The sequence below is a fragment of the Pseudomonas frederiksbergensis genome, assembly GCF_003732665.1.
GTDB lineage: Bacteria > Pseudomonadota > Gammaproteobacteria > Pseudomonadales > Pseudomonadaceae > Aquipseudomonas > Aquipseudomonas frederiksbergensis_G.
This window is the reverse complement of the sequence record NZ_MOBP01000004.1, coordinates 88,873-112,257: the sequence shown is the minus strand read 5'-3', so window position 1 is coordinate 112,257 and position 23,385 is coordinate 88,873. Positions and strand designations below refer to the sequence as shown.

Sequence of the window (23,385 nt, the reverse complement as noted above, 5' to 3'; positions counted from 1 at the left end):
GTGGCGAGGGGGCTTGCCCCCGTTGGGCTGCGAAGCGGCCCCATCCCAAAGAAGCAGGGGACTGCTGCGCAGTCCGACGGGGGCAAGCCCCCTCGCCACAAAAGCCCGCAGGAAGTCTTATTGAATGATCAGGTTGTTGAACAACAGATCCTCAACCACTGGCTTGCCGGTTTCATCACTCATCACTTGCTGAGTCTGCTTCAGCGCTTCCTGACGCAGCTTTTCCTTTCCTTCGATGCTGTTCATCGCCTCGGTGGTCTGCTGGGTGAACAACGCCACCAGTTGATTGCGAATCAACGGCTCATTGGCCTTGACCGCTTTGGTCGCCTCGTCACCAGTGACCCGCAACGCCACATCAGCCTTGAACACCTTCAACTTCGGCGAGCCGTCCAAGCCATAGTTACCCACGAACGGCGGGCTCAGGGTGACGTAGTTGACCTTTGGGGCCTCACCTTCTTTGGCGGCTTCTTCGGCCACTGCTGCCAAGGGCAGAGACAGGGCCAGCAACAACATGATCCACGCTTTCACAATTCGCTCCTTATCTGGTTTGCGGCCTAGCATAACGACCCGCCGCGCAAGCACAAGCTTATGGCTGACTATCAGGGCCGGGCATGCTCGTTGACCCGTCGACTCACACACCTACACTTATCGGCCATCACTCCCAAAGGAATAGCCCTGATGAAAGCCGTGCTATGCAAAGCCTTCGGCCCCGCCGAATCGCTGGTGCTGGAAGACGTCGCCAGTCCTGCCCCAAAGAAGAACGAAATCCTGCTGGACGTGCACGCCGCCGGGGTCAACTTCCCGGACACGCTGATCATCGAGGGCAAATACCAGTTCAAGCCGCCCTTCCCGTTTTCCCCGGGCGGCGAAGCGGCCGGAGTGGTCAGCGCAGTGGGCGAAAAGGTCAGCCACCTCAAGGTCGGTGACCGGGTCATGGCCCTGACCGGTTGGGGCAGCTTCGCCGAGCAGGTCGCGGTGCCGGGCTACAACGTGTTGCCGATCCCGCCGTCGATGGACTTCAACACCGCCGCCGCTTTCAGCATGACCTACGGCACTTCGATGCACGCCCTCAAGCAACGGGCCAATCTGCAACCGGGTGAAACCCTGCTGGTGCTCGGTGCTTCCGGCGGTGTCGGCCTGGCCGCCGTGGAAATCGGCAAAGCCATGGGCGCCCGGGTGATCGCCGCCGCCAGCAGCGCGGAAAAACTCGCCGTGGCCAAGGCTGCCGGCGCCGATGAACTGATCAACTACAGCGAAACCAGCCTCAAGGATGAAATCAAACGCCTGACCGACGGCCAGGGTGCCGACGTGATCTACGACCCGGTGGGCGGTGACCTGTTTGACCAGGCTGTGCGCGCCATCGCCTGGAACGGCCGCCTGCTGGTGGTAGGTTTCGCCAGCGGACGCATCCCCGAATTCCCGGTCAACCTCGCCCTGCTCAAAGGCGCGGCGGTGGTCGGAGTGTTCTGGGGCTCGTTTGCCCAGCGCCAACCCCAGGACAACGCGGCGAACTTCCAGCAGCTATTTGGCTGGTTTGCCGAGGGCAAGTTGAAGCCGCTGGTGTCCCAGGTGTACCCGCTGAGCAATGCAGCGCAGGCGATCAATGATCTGGGCCAGCGTAAAGCAGTCGGCAAAGTGGTGGTGCAGGTTCGTTGATTCTGATGAGGCGGTCTGGACTTCAATAGACGTTGTCCAGACCGCTTTTTCCTAAAGCAACTTCCGAACATCCGCCGGCAAATACTTCACGTATCTGGAAACCGGCGAACTCCTGCAACCCCAAACGATACCGGGCACGCTTTTATTGAGCTTGGCGATCAGCGCCAGACGCTGGTCTCTCGACAATTGCGCCATCGGAAAAGCATTCGACAGATAGCCGCGGGTAATATTGAACACGCTCGAATCAACCCAAGAGCCCTCAGGAACGTTACGCAGCTCCTCGTTAACCTCACGACAGCGCAACTCTGTCAGCCATTTATTGGCATCCAGCGGCAACCCCTGATTCAGTCGAAAGGCCATCGGCGCCACCACTTCCACTTCGCCGGGTTGCTCATTGCTCGCCGTCCAAGGCCTGAATCGCCACTGACTCACCGCGATCCTCGCAGACTCCGCCAATTCGGGATGATCACTTTCCAACACGCTGACTTTACTGACCGAACCATCCGAATGAGCAGTGAAACCGACCCTCACATCCCCCGTGATCCCTGCCCTCGATAACGCCCTGGGGTAAACCGGCTTGGGACTGTTCTCCGGCACCAGGAATACCTCCCCGGCCCAACTGACACCCGACACCACAAACAACAAAACCAATGCAAACCACCGCATGCACTCATCCCTTAGCGACTGAATTTCCCGACCTGATACAGGTTAAAGCACCCCCGCCATTCGCTGAACGTCACGACTTCCCTTTTAAACGAAGGACGTTTCCCAAAGACCAGTCCTATTTTGGATCGATCCAGCGCAGGAAGACCCTCGGGTAAACCTTTCCCACACCGCCCTACACTTATACCTGAGCGACATGTTCATAAAGGAACACGCGATCTCCAACATTTCCGCTGTTTGGTCAATGCGAACCGGTGCTATTTTCGGTAACGAAACTGTAACATTCGCATCCGCAGTCAAAACAAGAAATTTGGAGCTCTTGAATGTTTGCTTTCTTTCGACCTGCCGCACACCAGGCTGCCTTGCCTGAAGAAAAAATAGACGACACCTATAAACGCCTTCGCTGGCAGATCTTCGCCGGGATTTTCATTGGGTATGCGGGTTACTACTTGCTGCGCAAGAACTTCACGCTGGCATTCCCGGACCTGATCGCCCAGGGCTACACAAAGGGTCAACTGGGTGTGGCCATGTCGGCGATTGCGATCGCTTACGGTCTGTCCAAGTTTTTGATGGGCATTGTGTCCGACCGCTCCAACCCGCGTTACTTCCTGCCTTTCGGGCTGATCGTGTCGGCCGGGGTCATGTTCGTTTTCGGTTTCGCTCCTTGGGCGACGTCGAGCGTGACGATGATGTTCATCCTGTTGTTCATCAACGGCTGGGCACAAGGTATGGGCTGGCCACCGAGCGGCCGGACCATGGTGCACTGGTGGTCGCAGAAAGAACGTGGCCAGGTGGTGTCGGTCTGGAACACCGCGCATAACGTCGGCGGCGGTTTGATTGGTCCACTGGCGATTCTCGGGATGGGCTGGTTCAACGACTGGCACAGCAAGTTCTACGTCCCGGCGGCCGTGGCGCTGCTGGTCGCGGTATTTGCCTTCATTGTGATGCGCGATACCCCGCAATCGACCGGCCTGCCGCCGATCGAGAAGTACAAGAACGATTACCCGGAAGGCTACGACGCCAGCCACGAAGAAGAATTCAGCGCCAAGGACATCTTCGTCAAATACGTGCTGCGCAACAAAATGCTCTGGTTCATCGCCCTGGCCAACGTCTTCGTCTACTTGCTGCGCTACGGCATCCTGGACTGGGCGCCGACTTACCTCAAAGAGGTCAAGCACTTCGACTTCGATAAGACGTCGTGGGCGTATTTCCTTTACGAGTGGGCGGGCATTCCGGGCACGCTGCTGTGCGGCTGGATGTCGGACAAGGTCTTCCGTGGCAACCGTGGCCTGACCGGCATGGTGTTCATGGCGTTGGTGACCGTGGCGACGATCGTTTACTGGCTGAACCCGCCGGGCAACCCGATGATCGACATGATCTCGCTGTTCGCTATCGGTTTCCTGATCTACGGTCCGGTGATGCTGGTGGGTTTGCAAGCGCTGGAACTGGTGCCGAAAAAGGCCGCCGGCACAGCCGCTGGTTTTACCGGATTGTTCGGTTACTTGGGCGGGTCAGTCGCGGCCAGTGCGCTGATGGGCTACACCGTGGACTATTTCGGCTGGGATGGCGGCTTCATCCTGCTGGTAGCCGCCTGTTTGCTGGCGATGGCCTTCCTGGCTCCCACGCTGGGGCACAAACAAAGCGCCAGTCAGACCCGCGAAGAAGCGATCGCCTGATCCGACTTTGATTTGCAGCGCTTGAGCCGCGCCTCCAGATTCCGGTCTGGCATGGCGTGGCTACGCAGGGCGTTGGCGGTCTGCTCGACATAATCGCGAGTGGTGCCGTAACGCCCGCAAGCGTTTTCGAACACTTGGCTCAGCACGTGATCCGGCAAGTTCCCGGCATAGCTGGGCAGGTGCCGCTCCAACACGAATCCCAATGCCTGAACCTGACTTCCGTCTTCTAGACGGCAGTTGAGCCAGTGTGGGCGATAGGAAGGAAACGGCATTTCGCGCTGCCACAAGGCATAGAGCGAGGCTTCAAGTTGTTCTTCGGGAAGGCGATAGGCAAAACCGCTGCAAGAACCGCCGCGATCCAGGCCAAACACCAGGCCCGGCACTTCCGGGGTGCCGCGATGTTCGTGGGACCACAGGTACAAACCGCGATGGTAGCCGTGAACCCGCCCGCGCACTCGCTCCACCGCCGGGCATTCAGGGCGCCAGATCAGTGAGCCATACGCGAACAGCCAGACCGGCCCACCCTTGTGGCGCGCCATCGTTGCCTGCATCGAGCTGAGCAATTGTTCGTGCGTAAGCTGCGGCCCCAAATCGAGGCGCGGAGGGTAAGCCAGGTTCAAAAAAGCAGATTCAATGGCGCTCATGGCGAATAGCGTTCAGCTCCCCGCGGGTAAAGAATTACTTAATAGAACGCACCGCTGTAACAATAAGGCACATATGTTTTAAGGCAATTTAAGTGCCATGGCACAGTTCTTAAATAATTGCCCATATGACATATAACCTACCGGCATTTATATAAATCTATAAATACCGATCGGCTATATAGGGAGTTATAACGATTTAGGACCGAGGGGCATAAGCGAATACGTCGGCACGCATCTGATGAGCATCCATCCCCGCTTCAACCAAGGCATCCAGCGTGCCGTAGACCATCGCCGGAGAACCGCTGGCGTAGACATGCAAGGCTTTCAGATCAGGGAAATCCTCGCACACCGCCTCATGCAACATCCCGCAGCGCCCCTCCCAGCCGCATTGATCGCTGACGACTTTATGCAGGAACAGATTGGGCAGTTTCAGCCATTCGTCCCAATCTTCGATCTCATAAAAGTCTTCAGGACGACGCACGCCCCAATACAGATGCACCGGATGCTTGAACCCGGTGGCGCGGCAATGTTCGATCAGGCTGTGGATCTGGCCCATGCCGGTGCCGGCGGCAATCAGAACCAATGGCCCGTCCGGCAACTCAGCCAGGTGGGTATCGCCGAACGGCATCTCGATGCGCACCATGGCGTTGCGTTGCAACTGGTCAATCAGGCTGAGCGCACTGCTTTCGCGCGCCAGCACATGGATTTCCAGGTCGCGCCCGGCATGGGGTGCCGAGGCCAGGGAGAATGCGGACTTCTCGCCGTTTTCGCGTTCGATCATCAAATACTGACCGGCGTGATAGCGCGGCGGCTTGCCGGCCGGCGCCCGCAGGTGGACCCGAAAGGTATCCCCGCCGACATCCCTGCATTCAATGACCTGACACGACAAGCTGCGCACCGGCAGTTCTCCCAGCGCGAGCACGCCATCCCACAGCACGATGCAGTCTTCCAGCGGCTCGGCTATGCAAGTGTAGAACTCGCCGTGGTCACGCACATTGCCGGCCTGTTCAACCCGGCCTTCTACCAGCAACGCCGCACAGACGTGGCAATTGCCGTTGCGGCAGCTTTGCGGGCATTCATAGCCCAAGCGCCGCGCGCCATCGAGAATCCGCTCGCCGGGCAATATCTCAAGCACTGCTCCGGAGGGCTGCAAGGTTACACGCATCAATCTATTCCTAACTGATTCCAGATGGCATCGATCCGTTTTGTCACGGCTTCATCCTTGACGATCACCCGACCCCACTCGCGAGTGGTCTCTCCCGGCCATTTATGCGTGGCATCGAGCCCCATCTTCGAGCCCAGGCCGGACACCGGCGAGGCGAAGTCGAGGTAGTCGATCGGCGTGTTATCGATCATCACCGTGTCGCGCTTGGGGTCCATGCGCGTGGTGATGGCCCAGACCACGTCGTTCCAGTCTCGCGCGTTGATATCGTCGTCAGTGACGATAACGAACTTGGTGTACATGAACTGTCGCAAAAACGACCAGACACCGAGCATTACCCGCTTGGCATGGCCCGGATACGACTTCTTCATGGTCACGATGGCCATGCGGTACGAGCAGCCTTCGGGCGGCAGGTAGAAGTCGGTGATTTCCGGGAACTGCTTCTGCAGGATCGGCACGAACACTTCGTTCAGCGCCACACCGAGAATCGCCGGCTCATCCGGTGGACGGCCGGTGTAGGTGCTGTGGTAGATCGGTTTGATCCGGTGGGTGATGCGCTCGACGGTGAACACCGGGAAGCTGTCGACTTCGTTGTAATAACCGGTGTGGTCGCCGTACGGGCCTTCGTCGGCCATCTCGCCCGGATGGATCACGCCTTCCAGGATGATTTCGGCAGTGGCCGGCACTTGCAGGTCGTTGCCACGGCACTTCACCAACTCGGTGCGATTGCCACGCAGCAGACCGGCGAAGGCGTATTCGGAGAGGCTGTCCGGCACCGGCGTCACGGCGCCGAGGATGGTCGCCGGGTCGGCGCCCAGGGCCACAGATACGGGGAACGGCTGGCCGGGATGCTTCTCGCACCACTCGCGATAATCCAGCGCGCCGCCACGGTGGCTCAACCAACGCATGATGACCTTGTTGCGGCCAATCACTTGCTGGCGGTAGATGCCGAGGTTCTGCCGGTCCTTGTTCGGACCTTTGGTGACGGTCAGGCCCCAGGTGATCAGCGGGCCGACGTCGCCGGGCCAGCAGGTCTGCACGGGCAGCATCGCCAGGTCGACGTCGTCGCCTTCGATGACCACTTCCTGGCAGACCGCGTCTTTGACGACTTTCGGCGCCATGGCGATGATCTTGCGGAAGATCGGCAGCTTGGACCAGGCATCCTTCAAGCCCTTCGGCGGCTCGGGTTCCTTGAGGAACGCCAGCAACTTGCCGATTTCACGCAGCTCGCTGACCGCCTCGGCGCCCATGCCCATGGCCACCCGCTCGGGGGTGCCGAACAGGTTGCCGAGCACCGGGATGTCATAGCCGGTTGGGTTCTCGAACAGCAGCGCCGGGCCTTTGGCTCGCAACGTGCGATCACAGACTTCGGTCATCTCCAGCACTGGAGAGACGGGGATCTGGATGCGTTTCAACTCTCCGCGCTGCTCAAGCTGCTGCACGAAATCCCGAAGATCCTTGAATTTCATTGATGATGGCACCCGTAAAATAGGCGTACATCCTACCTGCTCTGCCGGCCGCTGGCAGCTTATCGCTGCTTACTTCGCCGCATTCACGTTGCCATTACCCAGTGTTGCCTGGGCTTGCAGGCGCTTGAACAACGGCTCAAGCACCGGCGCCACGAACCGTGCGCCGATCTCCGACAGGTGATTGTCGTCGGTATACAGCGAATGACCGTCCAGCTCGACACGGCAAAGACCCGCGCCATCACACAACAATGGCGCCGGATCCACCACGCTCACCCCCGAATTGGCCGCGGCTATTTGCGCGAACAACTGGCTAATGAACGCCTGGCGCTTGAAGTGTTCGGTCACCGCCAGGCCCACGTTATCCGTCGGCCGGTGCAACATCGCCAGGCGCGTCAGGCGATAAGGCGGGCTGAACGGTTGCAGCGGTGCCTCCTTGACCAGCCAGACGCGATGCCCGTCCGCACGCAGTTGCCGAACGGTCGCTTGCAAGCCATCAGCCAAGCGTTGCTCGGCGGTGGCGCGGTCATATCGGCCATGGGAATCACGCAACGCATGCCCAAGATCGCCTTTCACATCGCCATACAGATACAGGCTCCAACGCGCGACCAACACCACGTCGCCCACCGCTTGCGGCTTCAATGCACCCTCGACCCGACGATTGAAACGGGCACATCGCTGATCGTGTTCAAGCCCTTCAACCGGAATGCAGCCGGGGGAACTGGCGAGAATCACGCTGACACCATGCTTTTGCGCGCCATCATCGAACACCGGAATCAGCGCCGTGGCATGGCTGTCACCCCAGACCAATGCCTTTGAAGCGCTCGGCGCAAGCTTCCCGTAATGACAAAAGAGTTTGTCGTCAGGAGTCTTGTCATCGGCCAGGCAGCGCATCAGTTCGGGCCGCCACTCCTTGCCCTTGGCGTATTGCAAGGCTTGATCAGACAGGCGCGAAGGCAAGCCATCGGTCCAGCGCAGCGCTTGACCGGCCAATCCGAGGACGATCACGCCGCAACCGGCCGCGATCAGGATCTGCCGGCGTCCGGCCAGCAAGCGGCGCTCGCGGAACGGTGTCTCGACGAAGCGCCATGACAGGTAGCCGAGCAGCAGCGTGAGCAGAATCAAGCCGACGGTATCCACCAGTCCCGGCTCCTCGACGCTGGCATAGCTGGCGAAGACAAACACCGGCCAATGCCACAAGTACCAGGAATAGGAAATCAAGCCGAGGCCGACCAGCACACGACTGGCCAGCAGCCCACCGACCAGGGTCTGCCGATGGCCGTTGGCCCAGATCAACGCCACCACGCCGAGGGTCGGCAGCAACGCAGCAGCGCCGGGGAATGGCGTGGTTTTGTCGTAGGCAAATACCGCCAGCAGAATCAGACCGAAGCCGAACAGGCTGACGGCTTGGGCGCCGGTCGCGGTGAGACGCCATTGCCCACGCGGCGCAACCGCCAGCATCGCGCCGGCCAGCAACTCCCAGGCGCGCATCGGCAACAGGAAAAAGGCCTTCTCAGGATGATGCGCCACGGCCCAGACGCTGAGCCCGAACGAAACCAGCAGCACCCCGAACAACGCCAGTCGCCAATGCTTGAGGCGGCTCGACAGCACCGTCAGCAACAGCGGGAAGATGATGTAGAACTGCTCCTCAACCGCCAGCGACCAGGTGTGCAGCAACGGCTTGAGATCGGACGCCACATCAAAATAGCCATCCTGGCGCATGAACAGGATGTTGGAGACGAACATCACCTGGTAGCGCACCGAGCGCCCCAGTTCTTCATAGTCCTTGGGGGCCATCAGGAACCAGCCCACCATCAGCACCGCCAGAATCATCACAAACAGCGCCGGCAGGATCCGCCGGGCACGCCGCGCCCAGAAATCGACAAAGCTGAAACGCCCGACCTTGCGCTGGTTCCAGATGATCGAGGTAATCAGGTAACCGGAAATAACAAAGAAGACGTCGACACCGACAAAGCCGCCGGTAAAGCCAGGAACGCCAAAATGGAACAACACGACCGCGATCACGGCGATTGCCCGCAAGCCGTCGATATCCCTTCGATAAGCAAGTGTGCTCATAAACAGAAAATGCCAGTCAGATTGAAGTTCTGGGTTCGTCGACCCATTTCGTTTCTGTACTGACCAACCCTAGTCGCAATCCTCCCCTTTTTTTTTGCAAAAAAAATGGCGCCCCGAAGGACGCCATTCTTAGCGGTTGGAAAACCGTCTTACTTACGCTTCATCGACAAGAAGAACTCGTCGTTGGTCTTGGTCGTTTTCAGCTTGTCGACCAGGAACTCGATGGCAGCGATTTCGTCCATCGGGTGCAGCAGTTTGCGCAGGATCCACATACGCTGCAACTCGTCGTCGGCGGTCAGCAACTCTTCGCGGCGGGTGCCGGAACGGTTGATGTTGATAGCCGGGAAGACGCGTTTTTCAGCGATGCGGCGATCCAGAGGCAGTTCCATGTTGCCGGTGCCTTTGAATTCCTCGTAGATCACTTCGTCCATTTTCGAGCCGGTTTCAACCAGTGCGGTGGCGATGATGGTCAGCGAGCCGCCTTCTTCGATGTTCCGTGCAGCGCCGAAGAAACGTTTCGGTTTCTCCAGGGCGTGGGCATCGACACCACCGGTCAGTACCTTGCCGGAGCTCGGGATCACGGTGTTGTAGGCGCGAGCCAGACGGGTGATGGAGTCGAGCAGGATCACCACGTCTTTTTTGTGTTCGACCAGGCGCTTGGCCTTCTCGATCACCATTTCGGCAACCTGCACGTGGCGGGTTGGCGGCTCATCGAACGTCGAGGCAACCACTTCGCCGCGCACGGTGCGCTGCATTTCGGTTACTTCTTCCGGACGCTCATCGATCAGCAACACGATCAGGTGAACTTCAGGATTGTTACGTGCGATGTTCGCGGCGATGTTCTGCAGCATGATCGTTTTACCGGCTTTCGGCGGTGCAACGATCAGACCGCGCTGGCCTTTGCCGATCGGGGCGCACAGGTCGATGACACGACCGGTCAAGTCTTCGGTGGAACCGTTGCCGGCTTCCATCTTCATGCGCACGGTCGGGAACAGCGGGGTCAGGTTCTCGAAGAGAATCTTGTTTTTCGCGTTCTCAGGACGATCGTAGTTGATCGTATCGACCTTGAGCAGAGCGAAATAACGCTCGCCTTCCTTTGGAGGGCGGATCTTGCCAACGATGGTGTCACCGGTGCGCAAGTTAAAGCGACGGATCTGGCTCGGCGAGACGTAGATATCGTCTGGGCCGGCGAGATAGGAAGCGTCAGCGGAGCGGAGGAAGCCGAAGCCGTCCTGGAGAATCTCCAGCACGCCATCACCGGAGATTTCCTCGCCGCTTTTCGCGTGCTTTTTGAGCAGGGAGAAAATCACGTCCTGCTTGCGCGAACGGGCCATATTTTCTATGCCCATCTGTTCGGCCAATTCGAGCAGTTCGGTAATCGGCTTTTGCTTGAGTTCAGTCAGATTCATATAGGAATGACGTAATCATTTATGGAGGGGGGGAAATTAAGCTTTTGGCTTAATGAGGCCGCGCCGCAGAGAAGGCGACAGGATCGCGTACTTATTCGAAAAGGAGTGCGTCGGCGACGGCTAGCAGGGGGCAGTGGAGAAACCAGTGCGGGGCCGAATGTACCACCTGAGTTTCGGAGCGTCTAGCCCTGAATATGCAAAAAGCCCCGCAATATGCGGGGCTTTTTTTACAACGTCGCCGACTTAGATGTTGGCGTCGAGGAATGCAGCCAGTTGCGACTTGGACAACGCGCCAACCTTGGTCGCTTCCACGTTGCCGTTCTTGAACAGCATCAGGGTCGGGATACCACGCACGCCGTGCTTGGCCGGGGTTTCCTGGTTTTCGTCGATGTTCAGCTTGGCGATGGTCAGCTTGCCTTTGTAGGTCTCAGCGATTTCGTCCAGAACAGGAGCGATCATTTTGCAAGGGCCGCACCATTCAGCCCAGTAGTCGACCAGTACAGCGCCTTCGGCCTTGAGTACATCGGCCTCGAAGCTAGCGTCGCTAACGTGTTTGATAAGATCGCTGCTCATGGAAGTCTCCAGGTTGTAAGCAAAAAAACGTGGCCCATCATAGCCGCCCTTCCCTCGTTCAGGAAGGTGCAGATGATTGAGTCTCGCTATGGTGGTCCATGAGTTTGGGTATAGCTCAAGTCAAGACGTGGCGGGAGCGACGAAGGCAATTCCAGTGCGCAGCGCGGCATTGCGTACATGTTCCTGCATCGCTTTCTGCGCCGCCCCGGACGCCCGGCGCGCCAGTGCGCGGAGGATTTTGCGGTGTTCCTGCCAGGTTTCCATGGCCCGTTCGGCCCGGATGAACGGTAGCTTCTGGCTCTCCAGAAAGATGTCGGCGCTGGCGGTCAGGATGCTCAACATCGCCTGATTGCCGCTGGCCAGCAGGATGCGCCGGTGAAATTCGAAGTCCAGTCGCGCTGCGGCATCGAAGTCGCCGGCCTTCAATTCGTTGCGCATGGCGGCCACGTTGTCTTCCAGGGCATCGAGCTCGAACGTGCTCAAGGTCACCGCCGCCAGCCCCGCCGCGAAGCCTTCCAAGGCATAGCGCAACTGGAAGATATCCAGTGGCGAGGCCTGGGCCGCGAACGGCCAGCTCGCCGCCGCATCACCTCGGGGCAACTCCACCGGCGACTGCACGAAAACGCCCTTGCCCGGCTGAATGCTGATCACCCCCAGCGCACTCAAGGACGACAACGCCTCACGCAACGACGCCCGGCTGACGCCCAACTGCACCGCCAAATCCCGTTGCGAGGGCAAGGCATCCCCCGGCCCGAAACCCTGCTCGGTAATCAGTTTGCGGATGGCTTGCAGCGCCACTTCGGGTACGGCGCGAGAGATCGAGTTCATGGTTTTCCAGACGAACCAGGCCAATAAGCGGCTAGTTGTAAAGCTATTCGCCGCGCCCGGCAAGTCGTGCCCCACCAGGGTTCGACGATCAACAGCGATGCGCTATCGGGGTGCGAAACCGGAGCTGACTGTTCAGACCAGTAAGACCGACCAACACCAGCAAACCCGCGGCCTGCCACCCCGCAATCACAATGTTGGCATGCGCCGTGCTCTGTCGATTCGCAGAAAACTTCTCGTCGATTCGGAGATTTGCCATGACCCAGCGTTACAGCGCCCTCCTCGCAGCCCTGTTTGCCAGCCTGATGCTGAGCCAGGCACCCGCCCACGCCGACGGTCTGGAGGATGTGGTCAAGCGCGGCACCCTCAAGGTCGCCGTGCCCCAGGACTTCCCGCCGTTCGGTTCGGTCGGCCCGGACATGAAACCCCGGGGCCTGGACATCGACACCGCCAAACTGCTGGCCGACCAGCTCAAGGTCAAACTCGAACTGACCCCGGTCAACAGCACCAACCGCATTCCGTTCCTGACCACCGGCAAGGTCGACCTGGTGATTTCCAGCCTCGGCAAGAACCCTGAGCGGGAGAAAGTCATCGACTTCTCCAGCGCCTACGCACCGTTCTACCTCGCCGTGTTCGGCCCGCCAGACGCGGCGATCAAAACCCTGGACGACCTCAAGGGCAAGACCATCAGCGTCACCCGTGGCGCCATCGAAGACATCGAGCTGACCAAAGTCGCCCCCGAAGGCGTGACCATCAAGCGCTTCGAAGACAACAACTCGACCATCGCCGCCTACCTCGCCGGCCAGGTCGACCTGATCGCCAGCGGCAACGTGGTGATGGTGGCGATCAGCGAGAAGAACCCGAAACGCATTCCAGCGTTGAAAGTGAAGCTCAAGGATTCGCCGGTGTATGTCGGCGTGAACAAGAACGAAGCGGCGCTGCTGGACAAGGTCAACCAGATCCTCGCCACCGCCAAGACCGACGGTTCGCTGGAGAAAAACTCCCAGACCTGGCTCAAAGAGCCGCTGCCGGCTGATCTCTGATCGTCGCGGGGGAGACTGTCCATGGCTTACCAGTTCGATTTTCTACCGGTGGTGCAAAACACCGACCTGTTGCTGCGCGGTGCGCTGTTCACCCTGGAACTGACGGCCATCGGCGCGGTGTTCGGCGTGGGCCTGGGCATCGTCGGGGCGTTGGTGCGGGCGTGGAACATCCGCCCGTTCTCGGCGATCTTCGGCGTCTATGTCGAGTTGATCCGCAACACGCCGTTCCTGGTGCAGTTGTTCTTCATTTTCTTCGGTCTGCCGTCCCTCGGCGTGCAGATTTCCGAATGGCAGGCAGCGGTGCTGGCGATGGTGATCAACCTCGGGGCTTATTCGACCGAGATCATTCGCGCCGGCATCCAGGCGATCCCTCGCGGCCAACTGGAAGCCGCCGCCGCGTTGGCGATGAGCCGCTTCGAGGCCTTTCGCCACGTGGTGTTGCTGCCGGCGCTGGGCAAGGTCTGGCCGGCACTGAGCAGCCAGATCATCATCGTCATGCTCGGCTCGGCAGTCTGTTCGCAGATCGCCACCGAAGAGCTGAGCTTCGCCGCCAACTTCATTCAGTCGCGCAACTTCCGCGCCTTTGAAACCTACGCCCTGACCACGCTGATCTACCTGTGCATGGCGTTGCTGATCCGCCAACTGCTGAACTGGATCGGTCGGCGCTACATTGCAAGGAGCAGCCAATGAGCGATTTCACCTTCTGGGACGTCGTGCGCAACCTGCTCACCGGCCTGCAATGGACCCTGGCGCTGTCGCTGGTGGCGTTTATCGGCGGTGGCGTGATCGGTTTGCTGGTCATGGTCATGCGTATCTCGAAAAAGACCTTCCCCCGCAGCTTCGCCCGCACCTACATCGAACTGTTCCAGGGCACGCCGCTGTTGATGCAGTTGTTCCTGGTGTTCTTCGGCGTGGCATTGGCCGGAGTGGAGATTTCACCGTGGATGGCCGCTGCGGTGGCGCTGACGCTGTTCACCAGCGCTTACCTGGCGGAGATCTGGCGCGGTTGCGTCGATTCGATCCCCAACGGCCAGTGGGAAGCCTCGTCGAGCCTGGCGCTGAATCCGCTGGAGCAATTGCGCTACGTGATCCTGCCCCAGGCCCTGCGCATCGCCGTGGCGCCGACCGTGGGCTTCTCCGTGCAAGTGGTCAAAGGCACCGCTGTCACCTCGATCATCGGCTTCACCGAACTGACCAAGACCGGCGGCATGCTCGCCAACGCCACGTTCGAACCGTTCATGGTCTACGGCCTCGTCGCCCTTGGTTACTTTTTGCTCTGCTACCCCTTGTCCCTCAGTGCGCGCTACCTGGAAAGGAGACTGCATGCCTCTGCTTAGAATTTCGGCCCTGCATAAATATTACGGCGACCACCATGTGCTCAAAGGCATCGACCTGAGCGTCGAGGAAGGCCAGGTGGTGGCGATCATCGGCCGCAGCGGCTCGGGCAAGTCCACCTTGCTCCGTACCTTGAATGGTTTGGAGTCGATCAACGACGGCGTGATCGAAGTCGATGGCGAATACCTGGACGCCGCTCGCGCTGACCTGCGCAGTTTGCGTCAGAAGGTCGGGATGGTGTTCCAGCAGTTCAACCTGTTTCCGCACCTGACCGTGGGCGAGAACGTGATGCTGGCGCCGCAAGTGGTGCAGAAAGTGCCCAAGGCGAAAGCCAGAGAACTGGCAATAGAAATGCTGGAGCGGGTCGGGCTCGGGGAGAAGTTTGATGCGTTCCCCGATCGCTTGTCCGGCGGCCAGCAACAGCGCGTGGCGATTGCCCGAGCCCTGGCGATGTCGCCCAAGGTGTTGCTGTGCGACGAGATCACCTCGGCCCTGGACCCGGAACTGGTCAATGAAGTGCTGAGCGTGGTCCGGCAACTGGCCAAGGAAGGCATGACGCTGATCATGGTCACCCACGAAATGCGTTTTGCCCGGGAGGTGGGGGATAAGTTGGTGTTCATGCACCAGGGCAAGGTGCATGAGGTGGGGGATCCGAAGGTGTTGTTTGCCAATCCGCAGACGGCGGAGTTGGCGAACTTCATTGGCACCGTTGAGGCGGCGGGCTGAAAGATTTGCGGTGTCTTTGAAGACGCCTTCGCGAGCAAGCCCGCTCCCACAGGGGACGAATTCCAATGTGGGAGCGGGCTTGCTCGCGAAGAGGCCAGCCGCCATGGCGCAACTCTCACCGCAGAACGATCAGGGCTCGGGTGCTCTGGATCAAGGCTTTGCGCCGTACGCGTTGGCGTCAGCGTTTGATCGTGGCACGATGTCGAGGTTATCGACCGAGACCCCCTGACCATGCCGCAATCCCAAGCCAAGAATCTGTCCCTGATCGCCGCGATCGACCTGGGCTCCAACAGCTTTCACATGGTCGTGGCCAAGGCCCAGAACGGCGAGATCCGTATTCTTGAGCGCCTCGGCGAGAAGGTACAACTGGCCGCCGGCATCGACGATGAGCGCCAGCTCAACGAAGAATCGATGCAGCGCGGGCTTGATTGCCTCAAGCGTTTTGCCCAACTGATCAACGGTATGCCACCCGGCGCCGTGCGGATCGTTGGCACCAACGCCCTGCGCGAAGCCCGCAACCGTGCCGAATTCATCCGCCGCGCCGAAGAAATCCTCGGCCACCCGGTGGAAGTCATCTCCGGCCGTGAAGAGGCGCGCCTGATCTACCTCGGCGTCTCCCACACCCTCGCCGACACTCCGGGTAAACGCCTGGTGGCCGACATCGGCGGCGGCAGTACCGAATTTATCATCGGCCAGCGCTTCGAGCCGCTGCTGCGCGAAAGCCTGCAAATGGGTTGCGTCAGCTACACCCAGCGTTATTTCAAGGACGGCAAGGTCACCCCGGCCCGCTACGCCCAGGCGTATACGGCGGCTCGGCTGGAGATCATGAGCATCGAGCACGCCCTGCATCGCCTGACCTGGGATGAAGCCATCGGCTCCTCGGGCACCATCCGCGCCATCGGGTTGGCGTTGAAGGCTGGCGGACATGGCACCGGCGAAGTCAACGCCGAAGGCCTGGCCTGGCTCAAGCGCAAGCTGATCAAACTGGGGGATGTAGAGAAAATCGACTTCGAAGGCATCAAGCCTGACCGCCGGGCGATCTTCCCGGCCGGCCTGGCGATTCTCGAAGCAATCTTCGATGCCCTCGAACTGCAACGCATGGACCACTGTGAAGGCGCCCTGCGTGAAGGCGTGCTCTATGACCTGCTGGGCCGTCATCATCACGAAGACGTCCGTGAACGCACCCTCAGCTCGCTGATGGAGCGTTATCACGTCGATCTGGAACAAGCGGCGCGGGTTGAACGCAAGGCGCTGCATGCCTTCGATCAAGTGGCGGCGGATTGGGATCTGGACGATGGCGTCTGGCGTGAACTGCTGGGCTGGGCCGCCAAGGTCCATGAAGTCGGCCTGGACATCGCCCACTATCACTACCACAAGCACGGCGCCTATCTGATCGAGCACTCGGACCTGGCCGGGTTCTCCCGGGAAGACCAGCAAATGCTTGCGCTGTTGGTGCGCGGTCACCGCCGCAATATTCCCCGGGACAAGTTTGCCGAATTCGGCAGTGATGGCAGCAAGTTGATTCGCCTGTGCGTGCTGCTGCGCTTTGCGATCCTGTTCCATCACATACGCGGCACCCAGGAAATGCCCCAGGTCACCCTGCACGCCAACGGCGACAGCCTGGACGTGTTGTTCCCGGCCAACTGGCTGGACGAAAACCAACTGACCCAGGCCGACTTCGCCCTGGAAGCGGAATGGCTGACCCGCGTCGGGTTCACCCTGAACGTGCGCTAACCCCCGCCGAACAAGGCCCCGTAGGAGCAAAGCTTGCTCGCGATGGCGATCTTGCGGGCGCTATCGCGAGCAAGCTTTGCTCCTACAGACTTTCGCTGAAAATGAAAAAGGCCTTCTTCGGAAGGCCTTTTTTTGTGTCCGCGATTCAGCAACCGATACCAATCCCCCTGTGGGAGCGGGCTTGCTCGCGAATGCAGTGTGTCAGTCGACATCATTATTGACTGACATTCCGCTTTCGCGAGCAAGCCCGCTCCCACAGGGTTTTGCGCGTTAACGCACGGCCAGAATCGGACTCCCCAACCGCTCCAGCAACGTCGCCTGGGCACTGCGCGGGTTTTGGTTGCCGGTCGGGGTGTTGCGGATGTACCGACCGTCCGCCTGCAAGCTCCAGCTATGCGTGTTATCGGTCAGATAAAGCTCCAGCTCCTTCTTGACCCGCATGATCAGCTTCTTGCCCTCCACCGGGAAGCACGTCTCGACGCGCTTATCGAGGTTGCGCTCCATCCAGTCGGCGCTGGAGAGGAACATCTGCTCTTCGCCGCCATTAAGGAAGTAGAAGACCCGGGTGTGTTCCAGGAAGCGACCGATGATCGAGCGCACATGGATGTTGTGCGAGACCCCGGCGATGCCCGGACGCAGGCAGCACATGCCGCGCACCACCAGATCGATACGCACCCCGGACTGACTGGCTTTGTACAGCGCGCGGATGATCTTCGGATCGGTCAGCGAGTTGAACTTGGCAATGATGTGCGCCGGTTTGCCATCGAGGGCGAACTGGGTTTCCCGGGCAATCATGTCGAGCATGCCCTTCTTCAACGTGAACGGCGCGTGCAGCAGTTTCTTCATGCGCAGGGTCTTGCCCATGCCGATCAACTGGCTGAACAGTTTGCCGACGTCTTCGCACAAGGCGTCGTCGGAGGTCAGCAAGCTGTAGTCGGTGTACAGACGGGCGTTGGCCGCGTGGTAGTTGCCGGTGCCCAAGTGCGCGTAACGCACGATTTCGCCGGCCTCGCGCCGCAGGATCAGCATCATCTTGGCGTGGGTCTTGAAGCCGACCACGCCGTAGATCACCACCGCACCGGCCGCTTGCAGACGACTGGCCAGTTGCAGGTTGGACTCTTCGTCAAACCGCGCACGCAATTCGATCACCGCGGTGACTTCCTTGCCGTTGCGCGCCGCGTCGACCAGCGCATCAACGATTTCCGAGTTGGCGCCGGAGCGGTACAGGGTCTGACGGACCGCCAATACATGCGGGTCCTTGGCCGCCTGGCGCAGCAAATCGACCACCGGGGTGAAAGACTCGAACGGGTGCAGCAACAGGATGTCCTGCTTGCTGATCACGCTGAAGATGTTCTCGCTGTTTTGCAGCAATTTCGGGATCTGCGGGGTGAACGGCGTGTATTGCAGCGCTCGCTGGCTGTCCAGACCGGTGATGCTGAACAGGCGGGTCAGGTTGACCGGACCATTGACCTGATACAGCTCGGTCTCGTGCAGGTTGAATTGCTTGAGCAAGTAGTCAGACAGGTGTTTCGGACAGGTGTCGGCCACTTCCAGACGCACCGCGTCACCGTAGCGACGGGAGAACAACTCGCCGCGCAGGGCGCGGGCCAGGTCTTCCACGTCTTCGGTGTCGACGGCGAGGTCGGCGTTTCGGGTCAGACGGAACTGGTAGCAGCCCTTGACCTTCATGCCCTGGAACAGGTCATCGGCGTGGGCATGGATCATCGACGACAGGAACACGTAGTTGTCGCCTGCGCCGCCCACCTCTTCCGGCAACTTGATGACGCGCGGCAGCAGACGTGGCGCGGGGATGATCGCCAGGCCGGAGTCGCGACCAAAGGCGTCGATACCTTCGAGCTCGACGATGAAGTTCAGGCTCTTGTTCACCAGCAACGGGAACGGGTGCGTCGGGTCCAGGCCGATCGGGGTGATGATCGGCGCGATCTCGTCGCGGAAATAACGACGGACCCAGGTTTTGATCTTGGTCGTCCAGTGACGACGACGGATGAAGCGGACCTGATGTTTCTCCAGTTCCGGCAACAGAATATCGTTGAGGATCGCGTACTGGCGGTCGACATGACCGTGCACCAGTTCGCTGATACGGGCCAGGGCCTGGTGCGGTTGCAGGCCATCGGCGCCGGCCTGTTCACGGGCGAAGGTGATCTGCTTCTTCAGGCCGGCCACGCGAATCTCGAAGAACTCGTCCAGGTTGCTGGAGAAGATCAGCAGGAATTTCAGCCGCTCCAGCAACGGGTAGGACTCATCCAGCGCCTGTTCCAGCACGCGGATGTTGAACTGCAGTTGCGAGAGCTCGCGATGGATGTACAGGCTGCTGTCATCCAGGCCCGGAACGGCAATCGCCGCCGGCGCCGCGACAGCGGGCTCGGTGACCACGGGGACGGGAGCTGGCTCCACATCCGGCGGGGTTTCGTCGATTTGCTCCACCAGGGGTTGAGCGTCTTTTACAGCAACTTCAGAGAGTCCTTCGGTATTCATCGACTGTTCCTGGGAGGGCTATTTTTGCTCTCGTAACAATTGGGCGGCGCGCACGGCAAAGTAAGTGAGGATGCCATCTGCGCCTGCACGTTTAAAAGCGGTCAGGGATTCGAGAATAACCCCTTCGCTCAACCAGCCATTCTGGATTGCCGCCATGTGCATGGCGTATTCGCCGCTGACTTGGTAAACAAACGTCGGCACTTTGAATTCTTCTTTGACCCGGTAAAGGATGTCCAGGTACGGCATGCCTGGCTTGACCATGACCATGTCCGCGCCTTCTGACAAGTCCGCCGCCACTTCGTGCAGGGCTTCGTTGCTGTTGGCCGGGTCCATCTGATAAGAGGCCTTGTTGGCCTTGCCCAGGTTCAGCGCCGACCCCACCGCATCACGGAACGGGCCGTAATAGGCGCTGGCGTATTTGGCCGAGTAAGCCATGATCCGCACATTGACGTGATCGGCCAGCTCAAGGGCTTCGCGGATCGCCTGGATGCGGCCGTCCATCATGTCCGACGGGGCCACCACCTGAGCGCCGGCTGCGGCGTGGGACAGGGCTTGCTTGACCAGTGCATCGACAGTGATGTCGTTCTGCACGTAGCCTTCTTCGTCGAGGATGCCGTCCTGGCCGTGGGTGGTGAACGGGTCCAGGGCGACGTCGGTGATCACACCCAGTTCCGGGAAGCGATCACGCAGAGCGCGGGTGGCGCGTTGGGCAATGCCGTCCGGGTTCCAGGCTTCGGCGGCATCCAGAGACTTGAGTTCCGGTGGTGTGACCGGAAACAGCGCCAGCGCCGGAATCCCCAGCTCAACCCACTTCGCGGCTTCTTCGAGCAACAGATCGATGGTCAGGCGCTCTACGCCCGGCATCGACGCCACCGCTTCGCGACGGTTTTCACCGTCCAGCACGAACACCGGCAGGATCAGGTCATCGACGCTCAGAACGTTTTCACGGACCAGTCGACGCGAGAATTCATCACGACGGTTGCGACGCAGGCGGGTTGCAGGAAACAAACGATTGGCGGGGGTAAAGCTCACGGCAGACTCCTGAGCCCGCGCTGGCGGGCGAGCGTGACAGTTATAAGCGGCCATTATGACGAAGACATGACAGTTGTGCTTATCCCCGTGAGGACGCTCCTCCCTGTAGCCGCATTCCATTGTCCTTGTAGGAATTGTTCACGTCGAGACACATTTGGACACTTTCCTGAATGTGCCTGAAGGGTTAGGCTGCGCGTTCATTTCGCCAGCACCCAGACAATGCTCCAACAATTTCTGCATGACTTCGGCTACTTTGCCCTTTTTCTCGGCACGTTCTTCGAAGGCGAAACCATCCTGGTGCTCGCGGGCTTCCTCGCGTTTCGCGGATACATGGACATCAATCTGGTCGTCGTCGTGGCGTTCTTCGGCAGTTATGCCGGTGATCAGCTGTGGTACTTCCTGGGGCGCAAGCACGGCCGCAAATTGCTGGCACGCAAACCACGCTGGCAATTGATGGGCGACCGGGCGCTGGAGCATATCCGCAAGCACCCGGACATCTGGGTCCTGAGCTTTCGCTTTGTCTACGGTCTGCGCACAGTGATGCCGGTGGCGATCGGCCTGTCGGGCTATCCGCCGGGACGTTACCTGCTGCTGAACGGGATCGGTGCTGCGATCTGGGCCTCCGCGCTGGCGGCGGCGGCCTATCACTTCGGTGCGGTGCTTGAAGGTTTGCTCGGCAGCGTCAAGAAGTACGAACTATGGGTGCTCGGCGCGCTGCTGGTGCTGGGTCTGATCCTGTGGCTGCGTCGGCGTTTCAAGAATGCCCGCCTGGCGAAGAAGATCTACGCCGACGAGCAAGCCCTGAAAGCTGAACAAGCCAGGATCGACGGGCCTAAGACGCCAGTCGAGTAAAGCGGTTCCGGCAACAGTAAAGACCGATCCCGCTGAGCAGGCTGTAACTGAGCAGGCCGACCCAGCCCACCGCGCTGGCCGGCCACAGCCCCACCAGCGGCGCCAGCCACACCAGCGGCAGGTTCGACGCCAGCCGCAGCAGCTCCAGCTTCCACGCCCACGGGCGATTTTCCAGGGCCACGCCCAAGGTAAACAACCCCAGCGCGATCGCGCCCCAGCCGAGCACTAATGCGGCGGTCGGCAGGCTCGGTTCCAGGTTCATCAAATAGCTGCCCAAGGCGATGTAGACGCAGAACTGCAGCGCCACATACAGCTGCTGACGCCCATCCAGCGGCACTTCGAATTTACGGAACTGGCTCAGGTCTGGCTTGCTCATCGGGTACTGGGCCGCCACATCCGCCGGGCGCCAACCGGTGCGCATGAACCAGATCCGCAGCTTGTCCCACTTGCTCTGCGCCCTTTTCGCGTCATCCCACAACTGCGCATAAAACTGCACGTTGGCCCACAGCGGATTCCAGCTCGCCAGCGGCGTGGTCACGCCGAAAATCACCGGTTCGTTGTCGTCCTCTTCCTGGAACGAGCCAAATAGACGGTCCCAAATAATGAACACCCCGCCGTAGTTGCGATCCATGTAGAGAGCGTTCTGTGCATGGTGAGCCCGATGATTGGATGGCGTGACGAAGAACCACTCGAACCAGCCAAGCTTGGGAATGTGTTTGGTGTGCACCCAGAATTGATAGAGCAGGTTCAGCGCCGCCACGCTGACAAACACCAGCAGCGGCACGCCGAGCACGGCCATGGGCAGGTAGAAGATCCAGCTCAGCAGGAACCCGGTGCTGGTCTGGCGCAGGGCCGTGGAGAGGTTGTAGTCCTCGCTCTGGTGATGCACCGAATGCGCGGCCCAGAGGATGTTGCGTTCATGGCCCATGCGGTGCAGCCAGTAATAGCAGAAGTCATACAGGACGAAGGCGAATACCCAGACCCAGACGCTATCGCCCGCAAGCTTGAACAACGCCAAGTGTTCCAGGGCAAACGCATACGTCAGCAGCCCCACGCCCTTGGTCAACAGGCCCGTGGTGGTGGACAACACGCCGGTGCTGATGCTGTTGATCGCGTCGGCCAGGCGATAGTTGCTGACCCCGCGCCAACGGTCGGCCAGCAGTTCGACGGCAATCAGCACAAAGAAGAACGGCACCGCATACAGAATGAAGTTCATGACGCGCCCTGAACGGAATCGTGATGACAGATCCTAGGTGTAGCCGGGAATTAACCCTATGGCAACGAGTGACAAATTAGTGGACATTTAACGCCATGAATCTGGAGAAAAGCCCATGAGCAAAAAAATTGCAGTGATCCTTTCCGGCTGTGGCGTGTACGACGGCGCCGAGATCCACGAAAGCGTGATCACCCTGCTGCGCCTGGACCAGCGCGGTGCCCAGGTGCAGTGCTTCGCACCGAACATCGCGCAGTTGCATGTGATCAATCACCTGACCGGCGAAGAAATGCCCGAGTCGCGCAACGTGCTGGTGGAATCGGCGCGCATTGCCCGGGGCCAGATCAAGGACATCCGCGAGGCCAGCGTCGAAGACTTCGACGCGCTGATCGTGCCGGGCGGGTTCGGCGCGGCCAAGAACCTCTCCAACTTCGCGGTCGAAGGCGCCGGTTGCACGGTGCAACCGGACGTCCTGGCCCTGACCGAAGCCTTTGCCGAGGCGGGGAAACCGGTGGGCCTGATCTGCATCTCACCCGCGTTAGCGGCGAAGATCTATGGGCCGGGCGTGACCTGCACCATCGGCAACGATGCCGACACGGCGGCGGCCATGAACAAAATGGGCGCCACCCATGCCGATTGCGCGGTGGGCGACATTGTTGAGGACAAGGCCCGCAAGTTGGTGAGTACACCGGCGTATATGCTGGCGCAGACGATTAGCGAGGCGGCCTCCGGTATCAACAAACTGGTCGACCGCGTCCTCGAACTGACCCACGAAAACGACGTGTAACGCGGAACAAAATGTGG

Annotated in this window: 21 protein-coding genes; 9 read left to right on the top strand and 12 right to left on the bottom strand. The window is 60.1% G+C overall.

The genetic code is table 11. The features are described 5' to 3' along the window. Positions 1-117: 117 nt before the first annotated feature. Complete coding sequence (locus tag BK665_RS06535) at positions 118-528, bottom strand: flagellar basal body-associated protein FliL (RefSeq protein WP_123403944.1); 411 nt, start codon at positions 526-528, stop codon at positions 118-120. A 150-nt stretch (positions 529-678) separates the two neighbouring features. On the opposite strand from BK665_RS06535, the gene BK665_RS06530 reads away from it, so the two are divergent. Further along, positions 679-1,656, top strand: coding sequence for an NADPH:quinone oxidoreductase family protein (locus BK665_RS06530; protein ID WP_123403942.1), 978 nt, complete (start codon positions 679-681; stop codon positions 1,654-1,656). A 51-nt stretch (positions 1,657-1,707) separates the two neighbouring features. Here the strand turns inward: BK665_RS06530 and BK665_RS06525 are convergent, their stop codons facing one another. Continuing rightward, the gene (locus BK665_RS06525) at positions 1,708-2,322 is read right to left on the bottom strand and encodes an energy transducer TonB (RefSeq protein WP_123403940.1); all 615 of its coding nucleotides are present in this window, start codon (positions 2,320-2,322) and stop codon (positions 1,708-1,710) included. 320 nt (positions 2,323-2,642) lie between these two features. Here BK665_RS06525 and glpT point away from each other — a divergent pair, with 320 nt between their 5' ends. Beyond that, a complete protein-coding gene (gene glpT / locus BK665_RS06520; protein ID WP_123403938.1) occupies positions 2,643-3,995 on the top strand; it encodes a glycerol-3-phosphate transporter in 1,353 nt (450 codons plus the stop codon). On the opposite strand, the gene BK665_RS06515 is transcribed toward glpT, so the two are convergent. From BK665_RS06515 to BK665_RS06485, 7 genes are all read right to left on the bottom strand, one after another. After that, positions 3,968-4,639 (bottom strand): gamma-glutamylcyclotransferase, encoded by a 672-nt coding sequence (locus BK665_RS06515; protein ID WP_123403936.1) that lies wholly within the window; start codon positions 4,637-4,639, stop codon positions 3,968-3,970. The two genes, glpT and BK665_RS06515, sit on opposite strands and share 28 nt — an antisense overlap. A gap of 196 nt (positions 4,640-4,835) precedes the next feature. Continuing rightward, entirely contained in the window at positions 4,836-5,804 is a 969-nt protein-coding gene (locus BK665_RS06510; RefSeq protein WP_123403934.1) for a CDP-6-deoxy-delta-3,4-glucoseen reductase, read from the bottom strand. Beyond that, positions 5,804-7,270 (bottom strand): 4-hydroxy-3-polyprenylbenzoate decarboxylase, encoded by a 1,467-nt coding sequence (gene ubiD, locus BK665_RS06505; protein ID WP_123403932.1) that lies wholly within the window; start codon positions 7,268-7,270, stop codon positions 5,804-5,806. Before ubiD ends, BK665_RS06510 begins: the two co-directional genes overlap by 1 nt. Positions 7,271-7,339: 69 nt before the next feature. After that, on the bottom strand, positions 7,340-9,343 hold the full coding sequence (locus tag BK665_RS06500; protein WP_123403931.1) for an acyltransferase family protein: 2,004 nt from the start codon (positions 9,341-9,343) through the stop codon (positions 7,340-7,342). Positions 9,344-9,492: 149 nt separating this feature from the next. Beyond that, positions 9,493-10,752 (bottom strand): transcription termination factor Rho, encoded by a 1,260-nt coding sequence (gene rho / locus BK665_RS06495; RefSeq protein ID WP_007942421.1) that lies wholly within the window; start codon positions 10,750-10,752, stop codon positions 9,493-9,495. A gap of 243 nt (positions 10,753-10,995) precedes the next feature. Further along, entirely contained in the window at positions 10,996-11,325 is a 330-nt protein-coding gene (trxA, locus tag BK665_RS06490; RefSeq protein ID WP_003177349.1) for a thioredoxin TrxA, read from the bottom strand. A gap of 120 nt (positions 11,326-11,445) precedes the next feature. Then, entirely contained in the window at positions 11,446-12,153 is a 708-nt protein-coding gene (locus BK665_RS06485) for a FadR/GntR family transcriptional regulator (protein WP_123403929.1), read from the bottom strand. A gap of 254 nt (positions 12,154-12,407) precedes the next feature. On the opposite strand from BK665_RS06485, the gene BK665_RS06480 reads away from it, so the two are divergent. The 5 genes from BK665_RS06480 (at position 12,408) to ppx (ending at position 16,988) form a co-directional block, all read left to right on the top strand. Next, entirely contained in the window at positions 12,408-13,193 is a 786-nt protein-coding gene (locus BK665_RS06480; protein ID WP_123403927.1) for a transporter substrate-binding domain-containing protein, read from the top strand. A 21-nt stretch (positions 13,194-13,214) separates the two neighbouring features. Next, positions 13,215-13,883 carry an amino acid ABC transporter permease gene (locus BK665_RS06475; RefSeq protein ID WP_123403925.1) on the top strand — a complete coding sequence of 223 codons (669 nt, stop codon included), beginning with the start codon at positions 13,215-13,217 and terminating at the stop codon, positions 13,881-13,883. Further along, the gene (locus BK665_RS06470) at positions 13,880-14,530 is read left to right on the top strand and encodes an amino acid ABC transporter permease (protein WP_123403923.1); all 651 of its coding nucleotides are present in this window, start codon (positions 13,880-13,882) and stop codon (positions 14,528-14,530) included. Before BK665_RS06475 ends, BK665_RS06470 begins: the two co-directional genes overlap by 4 nt. Continuing rightward, the gene (locus BK665_RS06465) at positions 14,517-15,254 is read left to right on the top strand and encodes an amino acid ABC transporter ATP-binding protein (protein ID WP_123403921.1); all 738 of its coding nucleotides are present in this window, start codon (positions 14,517-14,519) and stop codon (positions 15,252-15,254) included. Before BK665_RS06470 ends, BK665_RS06465 begins: the two co-directional genes overlap by 14 nt. Before the next feature lie 231 nt (positions 15,255-15,485). After that, positions 15,486-16,988, top strand: a complete 1,503-nt coding sequence (gene ppx / locus BK665_RS06460; protein ID WP_123403919.1) for an exopolyphosphatase — start codon at positions 15,486-15,488, stop codon at positions 16,986-16,988. Between the two features lie 270 nt (positions 16,989-17,258). On the opposite strand, the gene ppk1 is transcribed toward ppx, so the two are convergent. Further along, a complete protein-coding gene (gene ppk1 / locus BK665_RS06450; RefSeq protein ID WP_123403915.1) occupies positions 17,259-19,484 on the bottom strand; it encodes a polyphosphate kinase 1 in 2,226 nt (741 codons plus the stop codon). Positions 19,485-19,502: 18 nt separating this feature from the next. Further along, complete coding sequence (hemB, locus tag BK665_RS06445; RefSeq protein WP_123403913.1) at positions 19,503-20,516, bottom strand: porphobilinogen synthase; 1,014 nt, start codon at positions 20,514-20,516, stop codon at positions 19,503-19,505. Between the two features lie 219 nt (positions 20,517-20,735). Between hemB and BK665_RS06440 the strand changes: the two genes are divergently transcribed. Then, a complete protein-coding gene (locus tag BK665_RS06440) occupies positions 20,736-21,368 on the top strand; it encodes a DedA family protein (protein ID WP_123403911.1) in 633 nt (210 codons plus the stop codon). Here the strand turns inward: BK665_RS06440 and BK665_RS06435 are convergent. After that, positions 21,349-22,584 carry a sterol desaturase family protein gene (locus BK665_RS06435; protein WP_123403909.1) on the bottom strand — a complete coding sequence of 412 codons (1,236 nt, stop codon included), beginning with the start codon at positions 22,582-22,584 and terminating at the stop codon, positions 21,349-21,351. The two genes, BK665_RS06440 and BK665_RS06435, sit on opposite strands and share 20 nt — an antisense overlap. Positions 22,585-22,699: 115 nt before the next feature. Here BK665_RS06435 and elbB point away from each other — a divergent pair, with 115 nt between their 5' ends. Beyond that, positions 22,700-23,368: an isoprenoid biosynthesis glyoxalase ElbB gene (gene elbB, locus BK665_RS06430; RefSeq protein ID WP_123403907.1), complete on the top strand. Its 669-nt coding sequence runs from the start codon at positions 22,700-22,702 to the stop codon at positions 23,366-23,368. Positions 23,369-23,385 lie beyond the last annotated feature (17 nt).